Source organism: Pseudomonas fluorescens (genome assembly GCF_012974785.1).
GTDB classification, from domain to species: domain Bacteria; phylum Pseudomonadota; class Gammaproteobacteria; order Pseudomonadales; family Pseudomonadaceae; genus Aquipseudomonas; species Aquipseudomonas fluorescens_BT.
Map to the genome: position 1 here is coordinate 3,493,621 of NZ_CP027561.1, position 19,512 is coordinate 3,513,132.

The following is a 19,512-nucleotide window of genomic DNA, read 5'->3' on the forward strand; positions in this document are numbered from 1 at the left end:
GTCAGGCCCCTTTTTGCCGGTCGATCCGCAGGCGGTACTGGAACGCATCGCCACGGTAGTAAAGGTGTTCGAAGTCCAGCGGCCGGCCGTGGGCGTCGTGGGTCAGACGTTCGATACGCATGATCGGCGAGCCGGCCTCGACGTTCAGCGCCTGGGTCAGGTCGCTGTCGGCCAGCACCGCGTCGATGGCCAGATCCGCGTGGCCGAGGGCGATACCGCAGTCGTTTTCGAGGATCAGGAAGATGTCGCGGGTCACCAGATCGGCCTTCTCCAGCCGCTCGCCGACGGCTTTGGGCAGGTAGGTGATTTCCAGCGAGATCGGTTCGCGGTTGATCAGGCGTACACGTTTGATCTGCGCGACGATTTCGCCTTCGGCGACCTGCAAACGCTCGGCAACCAGTTTGTCGGCGGCGATGAATTTGAAGCTGCGCAGGCGGTTGATCACCTCGTAGCCGCGGCCGGTCATGGACTCGGCGAGGCCTTGCAGGGTGCTGACGTTTTGAAAGGTCTTGGGTTTGGCGACGAAGGTGCCTTTGCCGTGGATCTTGAAGATCAGCCCTTCTTTCTGCAGATCGCCCAGGGCCTGGCGCACGGTGATGCGGCTGACCTTGAACAGCGTGCCGAGCTCGCTTTCGGACGGCATCTGGCTGTCTTGCGGGTATTCGCCGTCGAGAATGCGGGCGCGCAATACGTCGCGCAGTTGGGTGTGCAGCGGGACGCTGCCCAGGGAGAGAACGTTATCGGTCATCACGGGATCACTTGTTATAACGAGTTATGACGTGATCATAGAGACGTTATGACAAGCTTGAGAAATACCGAATGAGCATAAGGTTAGATGCGCACAAAATACTGTGGGAGCGAGCCTGCTCGCGATAGCGTCGGGTCAGTCAACACTTTCATCGGCTGACAGTCCGCTATCGCGAGCAGGCTCGCTCCCACAAGGAAAGGTGTGAAGCTTGAAAGTTCAGTGGCGCTTGAGGATTTGATCCATGACCCAATCGGTCTTCAGGGCCTCTGCGGCAACGGCCGGATGCTGCGACTCACCGCGAATCTGCGCGTTCATGCCCAGTACGTGGTGCCACTGGATGTGTTCGTGATGGGGGATTTCCAGGCTGATCTCCTCATCGGCGTGCAGCTCGACCGGATGCTCGTCGAACACCGAAAAGCCGATCCGCCCCTTACTCCCGATGATCTCGACCCGATCCTCGCGCCGGTCCGCGACAAAGCTCCAGCAGCCCATGCCCAACGCGCCGGATGCGAATCGCCAACTCGCACTGACCGCGTCTTCCGCCGCGTACAACCCGGCCTGACGCGCCGTGAAACCGGCGACTTCAACGATGTCGCCAAGCAGGTACTGGAACAGGTCGAAACCATGGCTGGCCAGATCCGCGAAATAGCCGCCACCGGCCACCGTCGGATCGGTGCGCCAGTTGTCGCTGCCGTCCAGATCCTTGGGCGATGGCGCCTTGGTCAGCGTCCAGCTCAGGTGCCGCACCTCACCGATGCGCCCTTGTTGCAACCATTGCCGAACCTGCTGGAAACGCGGCAGCGAACGGCGGTAATAGGAAACGAACAGATGCAAACCGGCGTCGGTAAACACCTGCTGCATTTCGCGGCTTTGCCCGACGTTGAGCGCCATGGGTTTTTCCACGCAGCAATGCTTGCCGGCGGCGGCAACTTTCAGGCTGTAGGCGTGATGGCTGTCGGGGGGCGTGGCGATGTACACCGCGTCCACCTCGGGATCGTTGATCAGGGCATCGACGTCGGTGTAAGTCCGGGCGATGCCGTGGCGCGAGGCGTAATCGGTCACCGCTTCGAGGCGTCGCCCCATCACCGCCACCAACGCCGAGCCGGGGGCCTTGTAGAAGGCCGGCCCGCTCTTGCGTTCAGCGACGCTGCCGCAACCGATCATGCCCCAGCGCACCACGTTCATCGCCATTCCTTGAGCCTCGCCATTGCTTGGGTCTTAGACGATACGCAGTGCGCGCAGATCGAGGTGGCCGTTTTGCAGCGGCGGGCACCAGTAGTAGCCGCCGGTGATCGGCCGGCTGATGCGGTACAGACCGTCGGTGATGCCGTCTTCCAGACCGCTCATGCGGCGCAGTTGCGCTTCAAAGGCGTCGAGGGAGAAACCGAACGCGAGGAACATCAGGCCGGCGCGGTCGCCTTCGATCCACGGCATCGAACGACGCACGACGAAGGCTTCCGGAGCGAAGCTTTCCTGGGCGGTGCGTTTGACGTGGGCGGACACCGGGGCATCGTCGATCTCTTCGTTGTCGCTCAGGCGACGGCCCATGATGTTGTCCTTGTCCTCGGCGGACAGTGCATGGAAACCCTTGAGGTCGTGCTGCCACTGCTGGATCGCGGCAAAACTGCCACCGACCAGACCGTCGGCGCCTTCACTTTGCAGTGCGGCGGCGATGGCGGCTTCGTCGTGGGGGTTTTCGGTGCCGTCTTCATAACCGGTGAGGTCATGGCCGTCCTTGTGGCGGAAGGCTTCCTGCATCTGCACCAGGCGCAACGCCGGGGCCAGGGCGGCCTCAAGCGCAGTGCTGCGGTTGAGCAGCTCGCCACGGTCGACGCCGTGCAGCCACACCCACAGGGCGTGCTGGGTCGACGGGTTTTCCACGCCAACGCCGGTCAGCGCCGGGAAGCTGCGCAGGCCATCGATGTTCACATTCAGGGCCTTGGCCAGGGATTCACCGAAACCGACCACCGCCGACTTGCCGTCCACCAGGTTCAGCAGGTTGTCGATCGCCTGCGGCAATGCTTCAACCGAATCGAGGGCGAAAAACAGGTGACGTGCTTGCGGCGGTACAGGGGTGGCGAGGATGCCCGGCTGGTAGTAACTCATGTCGACTCCTTGGAAAGAGCGCGGAGTTTAACTGTAGGCGGAGGGTTTGTGTGGGATTGAAATGGGTTGGATAGATTCAAAAGCCCCCTCACCCCAGCCCTCTCCCGGAGGGAGAGGGAGCCGATCCGGGAATATTGAAGATGGATTGCGACCTGAAAAAACGCCTGGGAATCCATAATCGACACAGAACTTTCAGGTCGATGTATCGCACAAGACAACTCGGTCGGCCCCCTCTCCCTCCGGGAGAGGGCTGGGGTGAGGGCGGCGTTTTGGTGAGGCCAGCGATTTCCGATCAAATCGAAGCACTGCGCCACGCACTCGGACTCTTCCCCGTCCAACGCTTGAACGCCCGACGAAAACTGCGCACATCGCTATAGCCGACTTCCTCGGTAATGCGCTCGATCGGCATGTCCGGATTGGCCAGCAGACTCATCGTGCGCGCCTGGCGCACCTGCTCCAGCAGCGCCTCAAACGTCAATGAGTGCTCGGTCAGGCGCCGGCGCAAGGTGCGGCTGCTCATGTTCAGGTCACCAGCAATCTTTTCGATGTGGCTGCCCCGGCTCAAGTCCCGGGCAATCGCCCGCTCCACAGCCTGGATCAGATCAAGTTTCTGATGAACCTGCGCCGCCTCCAGCTCCAGCAACTTGACCGCCTGACGCAGCGCCAGCGAATGATGATTGGGCAAATTCACATCCAGCCACTTCACGTCGATCAGCATGCGGTTGTGCAGGCAGCCGAAGCGCACGTCCGGCCCCAGCAGCCGCCGGTATTCATCGACGTAATCCGGCGCCGCGTGGACGAACTCCACGGCAATCGGTTGGAACGTCTCGCCCACCAGTGCCCGGCCGTAAACCAGCAGGCTGGCGTAAAACTCTTCGACGGCAAATATCTGCACCTCAGCGAACGGCAAGCGGCATTCCACGTCGACGTGCACCTGCTCACCCATGACATCCACGCTGATCACCACGATCCCGCCGGAGGTGTGCTGATGACGAATCCCCAGATCGAACGCATCGCGCAGGTTCTTGCACAGCGACAGCACATGCCCGAGCAATCCGAGTGTGCCCAGCACGTTCTGCGCACCGACCCACAGGCCCAATCCCTGATTGGGCAAGGCCTTCAGCGCACGCTGGATCATGGCCACGGCCTGGCGATAGGAAATGCGCTGCGAAGGGTCCTGCAGATCCTCGAAAGTAAAACCCAGGCCACGGCACAGGCTTTGCGGCTCTATGCCCTTGTTCGCGGCGACTTCAGCCAGGGTCTGCAGCAGAAATGGCGACACCAGCGCCAGATCGAAGGTGGGGTCTTGGAGTTTTGCGTTCATGGGGGCTGACATTCCGGATCACGCTGAATTGTTATTTTTGTAACCGGTTATGTCGAAAGAAGTTAGCACAGGGTTGGCGGACTGTCCGCAGAAGTCCCCTTCCGTGTCCGCCAATACCCTGCCCCGTCGTGCGCCAAGGGCTTATTTCTATAGTGGCCGGACGTCCTGCGTGCCGGCGTTGCGCCCAAACACAATAATAATGAGGACGGACATGACCCCGAACCGCGCGACATTCCCTGTGCGACTGGCGCTGAGCCTGCTTGGCGGCGCCACCGCCCTGCCGGCCCTGGCCACCGAAGCCGGCGTCGACAACATCGGCCCCGGCACCGACGGATTCTTCATGCTGCCGCTGGAAGTCGACAGCCTTCCGGAGAACATGGTCGCCTTCAACCTCTACTACAACCACTACAAGTCGACGAAGCTCAATATCAGCTCACTCGGCGGCAAAGTGCCAAACGTCGAGATCGAATCCACCGCCGTCATCCCGCGCATCGACTACCTGAGCCCGGTGCGGGTGTTCGGTGGACGTCTGGCCGGTTACATCGCCCAGCCTTGGCTCAAGCAGGAAGTCTCGGTGTTCGGCCTGAGCGACACCCGCGAGGGCATGGGCGATACCACCATCGCCCCGATCATCCTGTGGGACATGGGCAAGAACCTGACCCTCGGCGCCGCCGTGGAAATCACCGTGCCCACCGGTGAGTACAGCGTCGATCGCCTGGCCAACACCAGCAACAATTTCTACACCTACAAACCGCTGTTCTCCTTCACCTGGCTGCCGACAGACAAGACCGAAATCTCGATGAAGACCACCTACAGCTTCAACGAGAAGAACAAGGACACCGACTACAAATCCGGGCAAATCTTCCACTTCGATTACTCGGCCAGTTACAAGATCACCGACGACCTGATGCTCGGCATCAACGGCTATTACCTCAAGCAGACCACCGACGACAAACAGTTCGGCCACACCGTACAGTTCGCCGGCCAGGACGTTGATGATGGCGTACGCGGCCAGGTGTTCGCCATCGGCCCGGCGCTGCATTTCACCTTTCTCAAGTACGCCAGTGCGGAGATCCGCTGGGCCAGGGAGTTCGACGTGGAGAACCGGCCGGAGGGGGATATGTTGTGGGCGAAGGTGAGTATTCCGTATGCATTTTAAGTAAAAGAACCGCAAAAAAAGGGCGGCCAAACGGCCGCCCGAAGCGTACAGCACGAGAGTCCTTTTACAACGTCAGCTGTCCCCGCTCCTCCTCGGTCAGTTGTTGTTTCGCCTGTTCGTCCAGCACCCCGGCGCCCAGCACCTGCACCGGGCTGTCGGGGTTGTAGCCCGGTGTTGGTGCGCGGCTGGCGCCGTCGCGGGTCGGGGCCAGTTGTTCGTTGCCGAAGCTGAGCACCTGTACGGTGAACACCGAAGCCTGATTCTGGCGTGACGCAGCTTGTTGCTGACGAGCGACATCTTCCGCTGCCTGGGTCGCGGATGACGCGGCGGAGCTGGCCGAGGTGATCGCCCCGGTGTTGACCGCCGCCACAACCGGCACGCCGGTCGCCTTGCCCTGCACCGAAATGTTCGCGGCATTGACCACTGTCAGCGCAGCGATGTTGACGTTGCCCGACACGCGAATCCCCGCTTCGCCGGCATCGATGGTGCCCAGCGGCGCGATCAGGTCGATGTCCCCCGGCTTCACTTCGGCAATCGGGTTGAGCGTGGCGATACCGGCGCCGGTGCTCGGCACCGATGGCGACAGGGTCACGTTGCCCCAGGTGTCGTACACACGCTTTGGCGGGGTGTAGACCACGGTGGTTTTCGAACCGCGACCGGCGTTGATGTCGCCTTCGGCGGACCAGCCAATGATCGAGCCGCCAAACGTGGTCATGATTCGGCTCTGTCCGAGCAGAATGCTGCCCTGTGAATAGAGCTGAATGTTGCCCGAACCCTGAGTGATGATCCCCGCCGTCGATGGCGGCGCCGCGCCCTCGATGCCGAACACCTGACCACCGCCCGGCGTGAGCATCTGGATATCACCACCGAACAGCGTCTTGACCCCGGCGCCACCGTAGAGCGTGATATCGCCGTCATAACGGATCGCGTTACCGGCCACATCGGCAGTCGGGAACAACGCAGCGATTGCGTTGCGGCCGCGCAGGTAACTGCCTTTGCGTGGACCATCGGCGTCGTTGTATTCCAGGCCTGCGGCACGTAGTTCGGCGAAGTACACCTGACGGGCGAAGATCGCCTGCTCGGTACCTGGCAGTGCAGCGAAGAAGGACTGCGCCTGCTCTGCGTTGCCGCTGAAGCCGTAGCCGAGGGTCAGCCAGCTCTGCAACTCCTCGAGATAGGTCTTGACCACTTTGCCCGGTTGGCCGTTGAGCGGTGCGTTCGGGTCGGCGACGTTCTGCGGGCTCAGATAACGGGCGATGAACCGTGAGTAATCCGGCCCCTGAGCGCCGGCGCCGGCCTGCATCACAATGCTTGCACCCGAACGATGATCGCCTGCGGCTACCGGTCCGATGCTGGTGATGCCGGCGCGATCCTCCATCAGGATATTGCGCCCGGCGTTGATCTCCAGAAGCCCCGGCCCCGCGATATCGAAGCTGCTGTACAGGATGTCGCGACCGGCGGAGATCCGCGAAACATCATGCAGGTTGGTGTGAATCAGCAGGTTGCCTGACGATGAAATGGTTTCGTTGTTCCAGCCGATTTCCGACGGTGCCGTTGCCGGTTGGCCCAGGTGGGTGCCGGACGCCACGATATCGCGCCCGGACAGCATCCAGACAGGCGAAGCGCTTTCGTACCAGGTGCGCAGCGAGGTGCCGAAACGCAAGGTTTCGCCGCTGCGAATGCCCACCAGATCGCCGGTCATGGCGTAGAAGCGGGCGGGTGCCTGAACGCCGCTGGTTCCCGAGTAACTGTCGGCACCGAATGCAAACAACGGATAACGCACGTTCAGGCTCGGAGCAATGCCGTCGCTGTTGTAGTTGCTTGTGACCGGCCTGCTGGAACCGTATTGCGCATAACCGGTAAACGACGGCGCGAACGGCGTGGCGATGGCGGACAGACTGGCGCCAGACTGGTTGATCGCGTAGCCGCCGGCGTAGATCGAGTTTGCGGCCAGCAACTCCAGTTGCCCGGCGCGGGAAGGGGCCAGCACGATCGAGTAAGCCGTCGCGGCGGAAAACCCGCTTGCCCGGTAAGTGGCCGAAGGGCCGGCATAGATGGAGCCCTGCCCCGCTACCGCGCGCAGAATCGACGGGTACACGAAACGTCCGTCAGTGGGCGAGGTGTTGCGGCTGGCCAATGGGCCCTGGGTGTCGGTTTCACCCAGCTGTGTGCCAGGTGTCAGGTTACCCCCCGCCGAGAACAGATCGATGGCCGTGTGATCGGTCCACAACGAGAAACCGGCCAATCCGCCACCGTCATGGGCAACGCCATTGGTATCGGTGAACGGTGTGGAGTTCTGCAGGCGCACCCTTGCCGGGTCGACCGCACCGCCAAGCACCAGATCGCCACGGGTAGTCAGGCGCATGCCGGAGTCGCCCGGGATCAGCACCAGGCCACCGGACGCGCTGCCAAGGGTCGAGGTGAACGGATCGAAGGCCCGGGTTTCACGAGGGTCCTGGAGGGAAGTGTAGGCACCGTATTGCAGATTGATACCGCCCAGCGCACCGCCCGACAGTTGCGCCGCACCGCGCAGGTTGATCAATGCCCCCTGCAGATCATGATTCGGTGCTCCCGTACCGCTTTCCCCTGCCCGTGCCTGTAATGACGGGTTCAACGTGCCGCCGATCCGAATGTCCATGTCGCCGCCACCGGTCAGTTGCAGGCTGCCGTCGCTGCCCACCCTGCCGGTGCTGCCCACCGCCACGATCAGCCCTTGGCTGCGTGGATTCAGGCTGCTGTCACCCAACGGCTTGAGCATGCCGCCATCGCCTCCGGCGCGCAGGCTGACGTTGCCGCCGCCCAGTGCGCCGAATCCGGTGAACCCAACTAGATAGGGGCCGGTGTCAAAGTCCGGGTCGGGCAGTGGCTGCGTGGCATAGCTGCCGAAGTTGATCCACCAGGCAGTCGGCACGTCGTTGTTGCCCGTCCCCTGCCGCCACAACCAGTTACCCACGGAGACACTGGAAACCTGTTCGCGCAGGTTCGCATCCCGAATGAATCCGCGACGCCCCAGGGTATCCCCCGAGACCGACCCACCCGCACTGATCGTCAGGTTACCGCCCAGCTCCGGGTACCAGGCCTGATAAAGACTGTCGCTGCCGCCATTGACCCACTTCTCATAATCGGCGCCTTTGCTGCCGAGCACTGAACCGTTATCCGTGAGGGCACCCCGGCGCTGATTGAAGCGTGGATCGATATCCCGGGACTGAGTGCCCGCGGTGTAGACGCCAAAAGGCGAATCCATGCTCAGGTCACCGGCGGCCATCAGGTCCAGATCGCCGGTGCCGGTGCGCAACACGCTGAACATCTGGGTGTGCGGTGAAACGGTGATACCGCCCTTGTTCGGTGTGCAGGAGTTGGGGTCGGCATCGCACCAGAACAGCTCGTCATCCGTGACCGGTGTTCCCGGCGGCATGCCGGCGATGTTGTCCACCGCCCACAGGAACCTGGCGGGCGCGATGCAGGCACCCGGCAGGATGTCACACAGGTACAGTTCGTCATCGCTCACGACCTCCCCGGCCGGATACCCCATCGGGTTGCCCTCGGCCCAGGTGGTGTCGAGTTTTTTCTCCACCACAGTCAAACCGTAATGGGTATCGGCCAGGCGCAGGTTGCCTTCACGGGTCAACGGCTTCACTGCACGGCTGTCGGCGGCCTCCAGGTCAGACCCGGCCACCACCCGCATCGACCAGGACGTACTGCCCGATGGCAGCATGCTCGCCACGGCCCAGTTGCTGCCTTGCTGCGTGGTGCCGGAATAGCCGCGCAGCTCGATGAATGCGGTGCCGGTGGCCAGTACGACATCGGTCATGGACGGAATCAGCGAACCGCGCTGCAGCGCCAGTGCACCGCTCAATGTCACACCCGCCGTCTGATTGTCCGCACCGACCGTACCCGGCAACGGCACGCCCTTGGGCCAGAGCATGGCCTGCAACGCAACCGCACCGTTCAATCGGGTACCGGCCCCCAAACGACTGCCGGCAGGCAGGATCACGCTGTCGCTGAGCAGCGTACCGGCGGCGTACAGCAGATTGCCCGATGCGTCATGCACCGCGCCGGACAACACCGTGCCGGCATTGAGCGAATAGGGGCCAGCCAGCGTCGCCTGCGTCGGCAGCAACGTGCCGCTGACCAGGGTCACGGCTTGTATCGGCAAGTCGTAATTGAGCGTGGTGCCCGCCGGGAACCGCGTGCCCTCGGCCAGCGTTACGCCGGTGCCCGGCACGATCAGGTCACCGCCGAACGGCTGCACGCCCGGTAACAGCTTCCAACCGGCATCGTCGACCGTTTCCGGCGGTGGTGCGAAGCCATCGTTGAGGCTGCCGTAGATATCGAGATTGCCACCGGCACGCATCACCAGGCTGCCGGACTCGCCGGAACCATAGACCAAGGTTTTCTGTGAGTGCCGATTGAGGCTGGCATATCGGTAGCGCGACAGGTCGATATCGCCTTCCACCACCAGATCGCCATCGGCGGTTTGGCTGGCAATCTCGACCCCGGGACGCAAATGGAACACGTCGGCATAGGTCGCGTTGTTCAGCCCCGCCAGTTTGCGTTGCAGCAAGTCGCTGTTGCTCAGCGCGGCACTGATGAATGTGCTGCTGTCGCCATCGATGCGATCGAACAGCGCCTGATCGATCACTTGATAAGGGCGGCCACTGGCCGCCGGATCGGCGCCGTCACGGGCATCGGTATAACGACGCATACCGTTGAGGCCGATGGAGCGTGCCCCCTGAATGCTCAGCGCTCCGCTGGCATCGATGGCAATGTCGCCAACGCCCAGGCGCGGCGCATTGAGTTCCAGCGTGCCGCGCGCCACCCCGTCGTTCTGCCCCGGCAGTTTGCCAACGGTCGCATCGGTGCCGTGACGCAAGTCGAACCGGGTGCCAGAGGCCAATGTCAACAATCCTTCGCCGGAATTGAGCTCAACCACGGCGCGGTTCGGTGCGTCGATGATCTTGCCGTAGCTGTCGACCCGCAGAATCCGGCCATGGGCGTCCAGCACGGCATTGCCGGCGAGTGTCAGACCGTTCTTGCCGGACAGCCGGATGCTGCCGACCCGCTCGCCACTGGCATCGATCAGACCGGCAACCGAAAGGCTGCCATTGTCCACCGAGACATTGATTTCACCGGCCTTGAGGCCGTCGCCGATCAGCAGGCTGCCCTCTTTGAACTGGAAACTGCGGCTGCCGAACACGTGCCCGGCGTTCAGACGCTGGTTGAGCGCCGCGAATTGCCCGTTCAGATCACCTCCCAGATGGCGGGCGCGCAGATCCACACCGGCGGCCTTGTACGGCACCAGCGTGCCGCCAGCATCGTAATAACCGCTGCTGGCGCCGAGGATCTCTCCCTGCAGATCAACCACGCCCGCATTCTCGGCCAAGGCGACCGCACTGAGATGGCCGGCCTGATTGTTCTGCGCCGACAGATCGATCCGCGAGCCAGCCGCCTGGCGAATATTGCCGCTGTGGCTGAAGAGCGACACGTCGCCGCCCCAGCTGTATTTCTTCACATCGTTGAACGGCAAGGTACGTCCGGCCAGATCCAGTTGTGCGTCGGCGGTCAGCGTCAGGTCATTTTCCGCCTTGACTACCAGCTTGCCGCTGGCCAGCGCGATACGGCTCTCGAGCACCACGTCATGGGCATCGAGTGTCAGTTGCGCGCCCAATGCATTGGCCACTGCGCTAGCACCGGCGCCCTTCAGGGTCAGGCTGTCGCCGGCCTTGAGCGAGTTGACCGAAGCCGCTTCACCGGTCAACAGCGGTGTGCGCAGATTGAGGTTGCCGCCGGTGTAAGCGTATCCCTTCAGTGGATCGTAAGCGCCCTGTTCCCGGTACACCGCGAGGCTGCCTTTGTGGTTGGCGGTAATGCGTTCGCTGGCCGTCAGATTCACGTTGGCGAAGCCCAGTGCCAAACGATTGTTCTGGTCCAGCCCGCTCGGTTGCGGGTTCGGGCCGTAGCCGAATTCGATACGTTGGGCCTGGATATCCAGCGCGCCGCGACCAGTCCCGGCGCCGCCACTGACCACCGCACCCGGCGCCTGGGGCGCACCGTTCCAGATCAGACTGGCGGTGCGCAGAGTTGCCACATCCGCAGCCTCTCCCAGGCCGTAGATCGCCGGCGTCGTCAGCACCAGGTTCTGTAGCTTGCTGCTGCCCGTCTGTGGGTCGAGCGTATCGAGCGTCACGCTGCCAAAGAAATTGAACGAGTCCCGAGCCGTCAGGCCGAGGGATTCCAGTGCCGGCGCACCCAACCGGGTATCGCCCTGAAGCAGACGGTCGAGCACACGCTGGCTGAGTGTCAGGCCGACCGGTACACGTCCCGCACTGTCGGACAGTGCCTGAGCGTTCCCGACGTTGACCGCGCCGACCGCCAGGCTCAGGTGTCGGGTGCCGAAACCCACTGAATCCGCCAGTTCGAAGCGATTGTCGGTGGCCGCGGTGATGCTGCCTCGGGAATACAGCGATGTCGCCGCCGTGCACGTCTCGACTGCGCAGGTGCCGATGCGGATGCTGCCCGCGCCATCGGTTCCGACCGCCTTCGCCGGCGCCAGCATCGTGGTCTGGCCGTTGGACACCAGCAACACGCTGCCAGCCCCGGGTTGATAGACAAATCCGGCGGTGGCGTCGTAAGGCACGTCACCGCGACCCAGTGTGTTGATGCCTGCCCCCGCCTCCAGGGTGATGCCTGCGTCAGTCTTCTGGGTTCGCAGCAGTACCTCCGGTGCGGACAGCACCGCGCCTTCACGCAGGACGATGTGGTTGGAATTGCTGCTGCCGAAAGAAACGATATTGCCGCCAGAGCCATAATCCACTGTCGGCACGGCACCGATGGCCAGGCGTCCGGCCTCCAGGTTATTGAGACTGTCGGCATACAGCGAAACGCCGCTGAAATCCTTCGTGCGTGGCCGGCCCGCTCCCAGCACTTCGAGGGCACCGCCCGAGGCGCGAATGACAGCGGTTCCCGTCACGCCGCCCTCAGCAGGCTTGAACAGCACCTGGCCGTTGAAGTCCAGCGCCACCTCTCGATCTGCACCGTTTTCAAAGCGCAGATCGAGGGTTTTTCCATCCATCGGCGCCAATGCCCGTGGTACCCCCCGACGTGCGGCATCGCTCTTGATGAACGCGGTAAAGCCGGTTTCGTTGTATTGCGAATAACGGCGCAGGACATCGGCCGACGTCAGGATGATCGCACTGTCAACGCTGTCGCGCAGTCCGGTATTGGCAATCGACATCCGGCCGCTGGCAGCCCATGAGCCGTTGCGCATCGGCAATGTGCCGCTTCCCGGCGCCGCCACGACCTGACCATTGACCTCGACCCGGAACGCACCGGGCAACAGCGCGAACGTCGATGGCAGCAAGGTATAGGTTCCGGCCGCCAGGCCCGGCACGCCGACGCCGAGGGTGATGCGTTGGCCGACACGGGGATCGACCGCCCCCGCTTCCGCGAGCACTGGTGCATAAAGGCTTTGATCACCCGGCACAATCGCGTAGACCGGGTTGCTCGCCAGCCCCGGCAGGCTGAACGTGCCGTCGCTGGCGTTACGCACCAGCGGGTTATAGCGCGCATCGGTGGAGCCGCCGCGACCCGAAATGAACCCGGCACCGCGCAGATCGCCACCGCCGGAAAGATCGATCACTGCACCTTGTGCCACATCCACGTATTGAGACTGCAGGGTCACCCCGGCCGAGAGGCCGGCGATGCCTTTCAACAGCACGGAGCTGGCGTTGTAGCGGTAGTCGATGCCGTCAGTGGTGCCACCGTAAGGCATGACCAACCCGGCGCCGCTGACGGACGTAAGGCTGCCGGGCAGCAGATGGATTTCGCGGGTCAGCACCGACCTGGTGCTCTCGCCCAGCGTGATCAGGCCCAGCGGCGCACGCAGTACACCGCCCTGCTCGATACGGCTGGCGGCCAGCGTCAGTTCGCCGAACACCGAATACGGCAATGCGCTGGGCGCCGCGCCCTGCGCGAGGATCCGCAACGTGCCGTCGGAAGGCGCCGTTTCCTGCTGGAAACCGGCCCTGACCCTGGCCCTGGCACCGGACACCGGATAGATCTGTGCCGCACTCAAATTCAGATCGCCCGCCGCCCACAGCTCGGTCAGCGGTTGTGTGGCCGAGGCCAGAAAACGCATGTCGCCCTGGCTGGCAAGCGACACCTGCGCAAAACCTCGGCGACCGACCTGCACCGCCGGCGCATTGAGTTGCACGATCGAACCCAGAGTGCCAAACGAAAGGCTGTTGCCGATATCCAGCAGGTTGGCCGACGCACTGAACTGCGCTGCCGACAGATTCGGGGTCGGTGCGTTCATGACCCTTGGACGAATGAACGCGTTGGAGCCGTAATAGACCCCAGGCCCCAACAGGCGCAGAGAAGGTGCGAAAAGGTTGATCCGGGCATTGTCTTTCGCGTGTTCGGCCAGAGACAAGGCACCGGCATACAGGCTCAGGCTCTGGTTGAAATGCAGGTCGACATCGCCGTCGAATGAAATCAGTCCGTTGCTCAGCAGCCCGAGATTATCGAAACCGCCGCTCATCAAGGTGTCGGCACTCAATCGTGTGCGTCCATAGACCAGACCCGGTGCCGCGTCTCCCGGTTTCAGGCCGGCCGCCAACGGCGATTCCACCGCCCCCTGGCCGATCACGATTTCCCGGGGCAGACGCACCTCGTCAGCGGCTTCACCGATGCGGTACAACGGGGTTTCCAGGGCAATGTCCAGTCGACCGCCGGCGGCGCCGGTGCCACCGGCAGCGGCCCGCAACCGGCCGTCGATGAACAGGCCGTTGTAGGAACTCAGGGAAATCCTTCCGCCATCGGTGGCGACCGCCGTCGGCCCCTGCCCGGCGATATCCAGCACCGCCGCGGCACCGGAAGCGTCCAGGCGGGCGCCATTGCGCACGATGACGTAAGCATCGGCAGAGGTGGCAGTGGCTTTCTTCGCATCGAGCTCACCGCCGATGACGATGCTGCCACCCTTGCCGACCAGACCGTAGACGCGCCCCAGTGCATCCACCGCCGTAGCGGCACGCGCGGCCACATCCAGTACGGCGTGCTCGCCGATCCAGATAGAACGGTTGTGCGCCTGTCGCGCAGCTTCTTGCTGGCTGTCGGCAGGGTCCACCGAACCGAACTGCTGCTGGCGAATATCGATCGTACCACCCCAGGCATTCAGCTCACCGTCAACGGTGATCTGTCCGGGCCCGCGCAAGCCGATTCGTTGGCCAGGATCGACGCTAATCCGTGAGCCGGTGCCGACAACCAGCGTGGACTTGACCGGATCGAGCAGATTGGGATTGCTCGATCCGGCCTGCAACGACAGGCTGGCGCCGCCGCGCTGAGTCAACTCAGCCTTGGTCGGGTTTTCCTGGAACAGCGCCGGCGTCCACAACTCCAGCGCCGTGCCTGGATCGACGCCGCTGACCCGGTCCGACGCCTGAGCACCGAAACGATAGACCGGCATCGTGACGTCGATCCGTGTGTCATCGACCACGCTCAGCCCGTTCAGACCGATGATGTTGTAAGCCGAAAACCCTTTCTCGAACAGGCTCGGTGACAACTGCAGGGTCGAATCGGCGAGTTTTTCGTCCGTCTTGCCGATCAGCACCTTGCCGGCTTGTACCAGCAGCGTGCCGCCACCGCTCACACCGTAGCCGCGCACGTCGCCGTCAAGACGCAGTGTCGCCGCGTCCGCAACAGTGTTGGCGCTGGACTCCAGCGTCAGGCTGCCACCCTTGCCGTCCCGGGTCTTGCCGTTGGCCAGCACCGCGCCGCCGGACGAAACGTCCAGCAGACTGCCGGCCTGGACATCGATATCGCCGCTGCTGCGGATCGAAATCAGACCACCGTTCAAGTAGGCCAGGCCCGCAGCGTCATCCGGGTTGGTGGACAGGTTGCTCCACACGCCACGGGTATCGAGTTGCACGCCCTTGGCCACGGCCACTCGGGTCGGATGGCCCGCAGGCGCGGTGATCCGGGTATCGGTCGTGGCGTTGGTCTGCAACTGATTGAGCACGTTGCCCAAGTGCAGGCTGCCGCCCCGGGCGATCAGATCGGCACTGACCTGCACATCCGGGCCATACAGGGTGATGTCGCCTCCGGTGTCGACCGTCAGCGCCTGATTGACGTCGATACGGTCCCGGGCCGCAACCTTCAATGCACCCAGGTGCCATCCATTGAGCTGATCGGCATCGAGGAACAGCTTGCCCTCGCGGTTCCCGGACACCGCCGAGAGCACATCCGGAACACCGTCATCGATGGGTTTGTCAGCACCGATCTGCACTTGATCGAGCAATGGATTGAGGCCGTACAACAAGCCCCCGGCCGACGCGACATAGGCCGGGTCGTAACTGCCGACGATCAGTTGTCCACGCCGCGCCAGTGCGGTCTGGCTCTGCTCATAACCGTCGAGTACCGCACGCGGCGTCCGGGTCTGGCGTTCGCCCTGATAGACCTCCCCGAGCATCTGCCCGTCGAGCAGCGCATTGCGGGTCGCGATCACCAGTTGTCCGGCATCGCGGCCCACGGTGTAACCCGATTCCTGGCGACGGGGCGGGGCAATCAGCGGGTTGAAGTAATAGTCGGTCTGGCCCCAGCGCTCGCTGCTGTCTTCGTAACCCTTGTACAACCCGGTGTAGAGAATATCCCCCGGTGCCCGCGAGACTTCGTACAGACGGCCATCGGCACCGCGCAGCCAGCTCTGGCGGATTTCTCCGCTTTGCACATCCAGGGTGCCACCGGACAAGTTGATCAACGAGCCTTTTTCGGTCACCACATCGTTGCCGGCAAAACTGACCATGCCCCCCTGCGCCATCCACTCACCAATACCGTGGCCCTGGGTGCCCAGATAGCCGCCGACTTCCAGCAGTCCGCCGGCGGTGTACCAGCGGTCGGTTGCATAGCCGTTGGTGCCGGCCGGCACGTACACCAGTTCGCGCACATCGACCCACACATCATTGCTGTTGAGCGCGCCCTTCTCGCGGTTGACCGACGAATCGCGCTGCTCGTTGCCCTGCACGTTGATCTTGATGTTGTTGGATTCCATGGCGACCTTCACGCCAATGGCCCCCGACACATCGATCAGCGCACCGTTGCGTACCAGGCTGCGAAGCCCCGCCGTGACAGCGACCTGCCCGCCGGTGGCCAGAGTGATCGAACCGTTCTGGAACTCGACACTGCCGCCACTCTGGATATCGATGCGCGACTGGTCGCCACGCACCCTGTTGTTGGCGTTGACACCGGTCAGCGCGGCTTTGTGCTGGCTGTCCAGCGCCGTCAGGTCGCTGCTGTCGAGCAGGATCGCCGTGGCACTGCCCTGCCCCAGCGTCACGCGGCCGCCGGTATCAGTGGCCGGATTGAGCAAGTGGAGGGTGCCGCGGGTCGACACGGAGGTGCTGGCCAGCAGCACACCGTTTTGCTGTACATCGTGGCCGGTCAGGGTGATGTCACCGGTGGCCGCCTGGATCAAACCGTTGTTGCTGACCTTGCCGGCGCTGCTGTCGGCCTTGAAGCCCGGGACGACTTCGTTGCCGAAGGTGGTGGAAAAACCATTGCCCTCGGTGCCCGAGCCTTTGCGGATATAGAAACGATCGCCAGCGCCGAGGACGATCTGCCCCTTGGCGGTGCCGATGTGGCCGTCGTTCTGCACCTCGCTGCCCAGCAGCAACGCATAGCCGCCGGCATCGGTGGATGTGGCGGGAGCATGCGTCTGAATCGATGCACCGCGCTCCACCAGGACCTTGCCGGCGGCTTCAGTGAAGGTCGGCTGACTGCCGCTGCTGTCGAAGTACAGACCGCGATCCCGGAACTGGATATCGGTGATATTGGCTGCCGCCGCCACCAGGTTGCGCACATTGACCTGGCTGGTGCCACTGAACACGATGCCGTTGCGGTTGATCAGCATCACCGTGCCGTCACCCTTGATCTGGCCCTGGATCTGGCTTGCCCGCGCGTTGGGGTCGTTGACCCGATTGAGCACCGCCCAGTTCGACTGCTGGGCGAACTCGACCGTGGTGTTGCGTCCGACGTTGAAGGTTTCCCAGTTGAGGATCGCCTTGTCGGCGGTCTGCTCGATCCGCACATGGGTCTTGCCATCGACCTGGGTCTGCTGCGGCCCCTTGGCGTTCTGCCAACCCTGGGTGAGGCTGTTGTCGACCTTCAAGCCCCCTTCGCCCAGACCGTCCGGAACCCATTGGACGGTACCGGATGCCACGGCGCGTCCGGCAGCCTGAGCGGCCTGCTGCGCAGCAATCGCCGCCACGGTGTTATTGAGTGTCTGCAACGAACGCTGCAATTGCTGGCTGGCCTTCTGTTGCTGCGCCAGAGGCGGCGTCATCCCCGGCAGACCAGCCGCGCCGGAACCCGGACGTGCGGCGGATTGCTGTGCGGCGCCCTTGGCGGCAAACCAGCCCGAGCTGAACGCTGTCTGCGCGTGCGCGCTGCCCGCCACCAGGCACAACGCCACGGCCTGCGCCAGAGGCTTGAGCAACCACAGCGCCGGGTCCACGGCATCACGTCGGGAAGATTGAACGTCGGTAAGGCGGCGGGATGGGCGAGCAAGCATCACTACGAGATCCTTTTGATGGCCACAGGTCGGCAACAACCTGCTGTTACGACATAGGCGGTTGGCGGGTGCCGCGACCGAACGGATGTCACACAAACTTCATGTTTTGCGAGTAACGGCGCCCGCAGGCAAAAAAAATGGCAGCCCCGGAAGGGGCTGCCATTCGAACGGCGGACTGCGGATGAAACCTTACAGAGGACGGCCGATGCCGTTGCAAACGCTGGCGTTGTTGATGTTCAGGTTGTTGCCGGTGGAGTTGGTGATGAAGTTGGCGGTCACAGCATTTTTCCAGTTGGTCGGAACCACGCTGAAGCCGTGAGCAATGGTTGCGGCGGCATTGCCCGGCACGCTGTAGTGAGTGGTCAGGAAGGCTTTGACGTCAGCCGCCACGGAGGCGTCCTTGTAGCACTGGCCGAAGATGAAGTTGGTGTAGGCAGCGATCGGGTAACCGCTGGTTGGGTTGGCAACCACTGGAGCCCATTGCGCCGGGTTGGCTGGTGCGGTTGGCAGTGCGACCGAAGACAGCGCGGTCGTGACGTTGGCCGGCGTCGGCTGTACGCCGTTGACGCGAGAAACCACGGCGTTGCTGCTGGCGTTCACGCCGTCCGGGCCGACATAACCGATGGAGCCGTCAACGGCGTTCACGGCAACAGCGACGTCAGCGGTGTTGGCAACACCGACGAAAGTCGATGGCAGCGCAGTACCGGCTGGCAGCAACGAGTTGGCGAACGTGGTGTTGACCGAGAACTTGCCCGGGCAAACGTTGTTCAGGTGACGGGTGAGGATTTCCGAAGTGCCGCTGGCAGTGCTGCGATACACAACGCGGATCGGCGTGGCATCAGAGTTGCCCAGCAATTGGCCCCAAGTGGTCGCAGTACCGGAGAACACATTGCAGAGCTGGGCGCTGGTCAGGTTCAGAGCCGTCTGGCCGGCTTTTTTGTATGGGATGGCAACCGAAGTGGCGACCGACGGCAGTTGGATCAGCGGGCCGTACGAAGCACCGAAGTTGGTGTTGTAGGTGCTGATTTCCGAAGCGCTGAGGATCGAGTCGCTGCCGGCGAAATGCACCGAACCGGTGGTGCTGAACAGCGCCGAGTTGTTGGTCAGGAAAGCGGTCTTGCCGGTGCCGCTACCGGTACCGACGTAGCTGAAGTTGGCTGGCAGGATGCTGTTGCTAGAGCCTTTGTACAGAGCGGCAGGCAGAGTCGCGCCACCACCGGTTACGTTGGCGGCCATGGCCTGGGCGGAAGCCAGGGCAGCGACGGTCAGGGAAGCTGCGATCAGAGTGCGCTTGAACATGAAGAATCTCCTTTTCAACGTTGGTTGTGAACACAGGTTTTCAGGGGACTTGCATGACACTGGGAAGACTCACCGCCGACCTTCGCAAGCGGGGTCCGTGGTTAAGTCGCACTGAGAAATTCGCAGTTTCCGGTGACAGATAAAGGAAAAAACCTCGGGAGGTGCAGGCTGATTTTCGAGGGATTTTCTCGGGTGTTTGCGCCGTTGTGCGGAGTGTCTGCGGCAAGCTTTTCGGGGGAATCGGCCACAGCCCTTGAAGGGCCGTTGCAGATGACAGAAAGGAGAACCCGAGGATGCTGTTTTTGGCGCTCGGG

Annotated in this window: 7 protein-coding genes; 1 reads left to right on the plus strand and 6 read right to left on the minus strand. The window is 63.1% G+C overall.

Translation table 11 applies throughout. The features are described 5' to 3' along the window. Position 1: 1 nt before the first annotated feature. From C6Y56_RS15565 to C6Y56_RS15580, 4 genes are all read right to left on the minus strand, one after another. A complete protein-coding gene (locus tag C6Y56_RS15565) occupies positions 2 to 748 on the minus strand; it encodes a GntR family transcriptional regulator (protein WP_169430637.1) in 747 nt (248 codons plus the stop codon). A 216-nt stretch (positions 749 to 964) separates the two neighbouring features. After that, entirely contained in the window at positions 965 to 1,933 is a 969-nt protein-coding gene (locus C6Y56_RS15570) for a Gfo/Idh/MocA family protein (protein WP_169430638.1), read from the minus strand. 33 nt (positions 1,934 to 1,966) lie between these two features. Then, entirely contained in the window at positions 1,967 to 2,854 is an 888-nt protein-coding gene (locus C6Y56_RS15575; RefSeq protein ID WP_169430639.1) for a Dyp-type peroxidase, read from the minus strand. A 292-nt stretch (positions 2,855 to 3,146) separates the two neighbouring features. Further along, entirely contained in the window at positions 3,147 to 4,178 is a 1,032-nt protein-coding gene (locus tag C6Y56_RS15580) for an AraC family transcriptional regulator (RefSeq protein WP_169430640.1), read from the minus strand. A 211-nt stretch (positions 4,179 to 4,389) separates the two neighbouring features. On the opposite strand from C6Y56_RS15580, the gene C6Y56_RS15585 reads away from it, so the two are divergent. Next, entirely contained in the window at positions 4,390 to 5,337 is a 948-nt protein-coding gene (locus tag C6Y56_RS15585; RefSeq protein ID WP_169430641.1) for a SphA family protein, read from the plus strand. Between the two features lie 64 nt (positions 5,338 to 5,401). Here C6Y56_RS15585 and C6Y56_RS15590 read toward each other — a convergent pair whose 3' ends face one another. Further along, a complete protein-coding gene (locus tag C6Y56_RS15590) occupies positions 5,402 to 17,899 on the minus strand; it encodes a filamentous haemagglutinin family protein (protein WP_169430642.1) in 12,498 nt (4,165 codons plus the stop codon). Positions 17,900 to 18,088: 189 nt separating this feature from the next. After that, the gene (locus C6Y56_RS15595; protein ID WP_169430643.1) at positions 18,089 to 19,198 is read right to left on the minus strand and encodes a substrate-binding domain-containing protein; all 1,110 of its coding nucleotides are present in this window, start codon (positions 19,196 to 19,198) and stop codon (positions 18,089 to 18,091) included. Positions 19,199 to 19,512 lie beyond the last annotated feature (314 nt).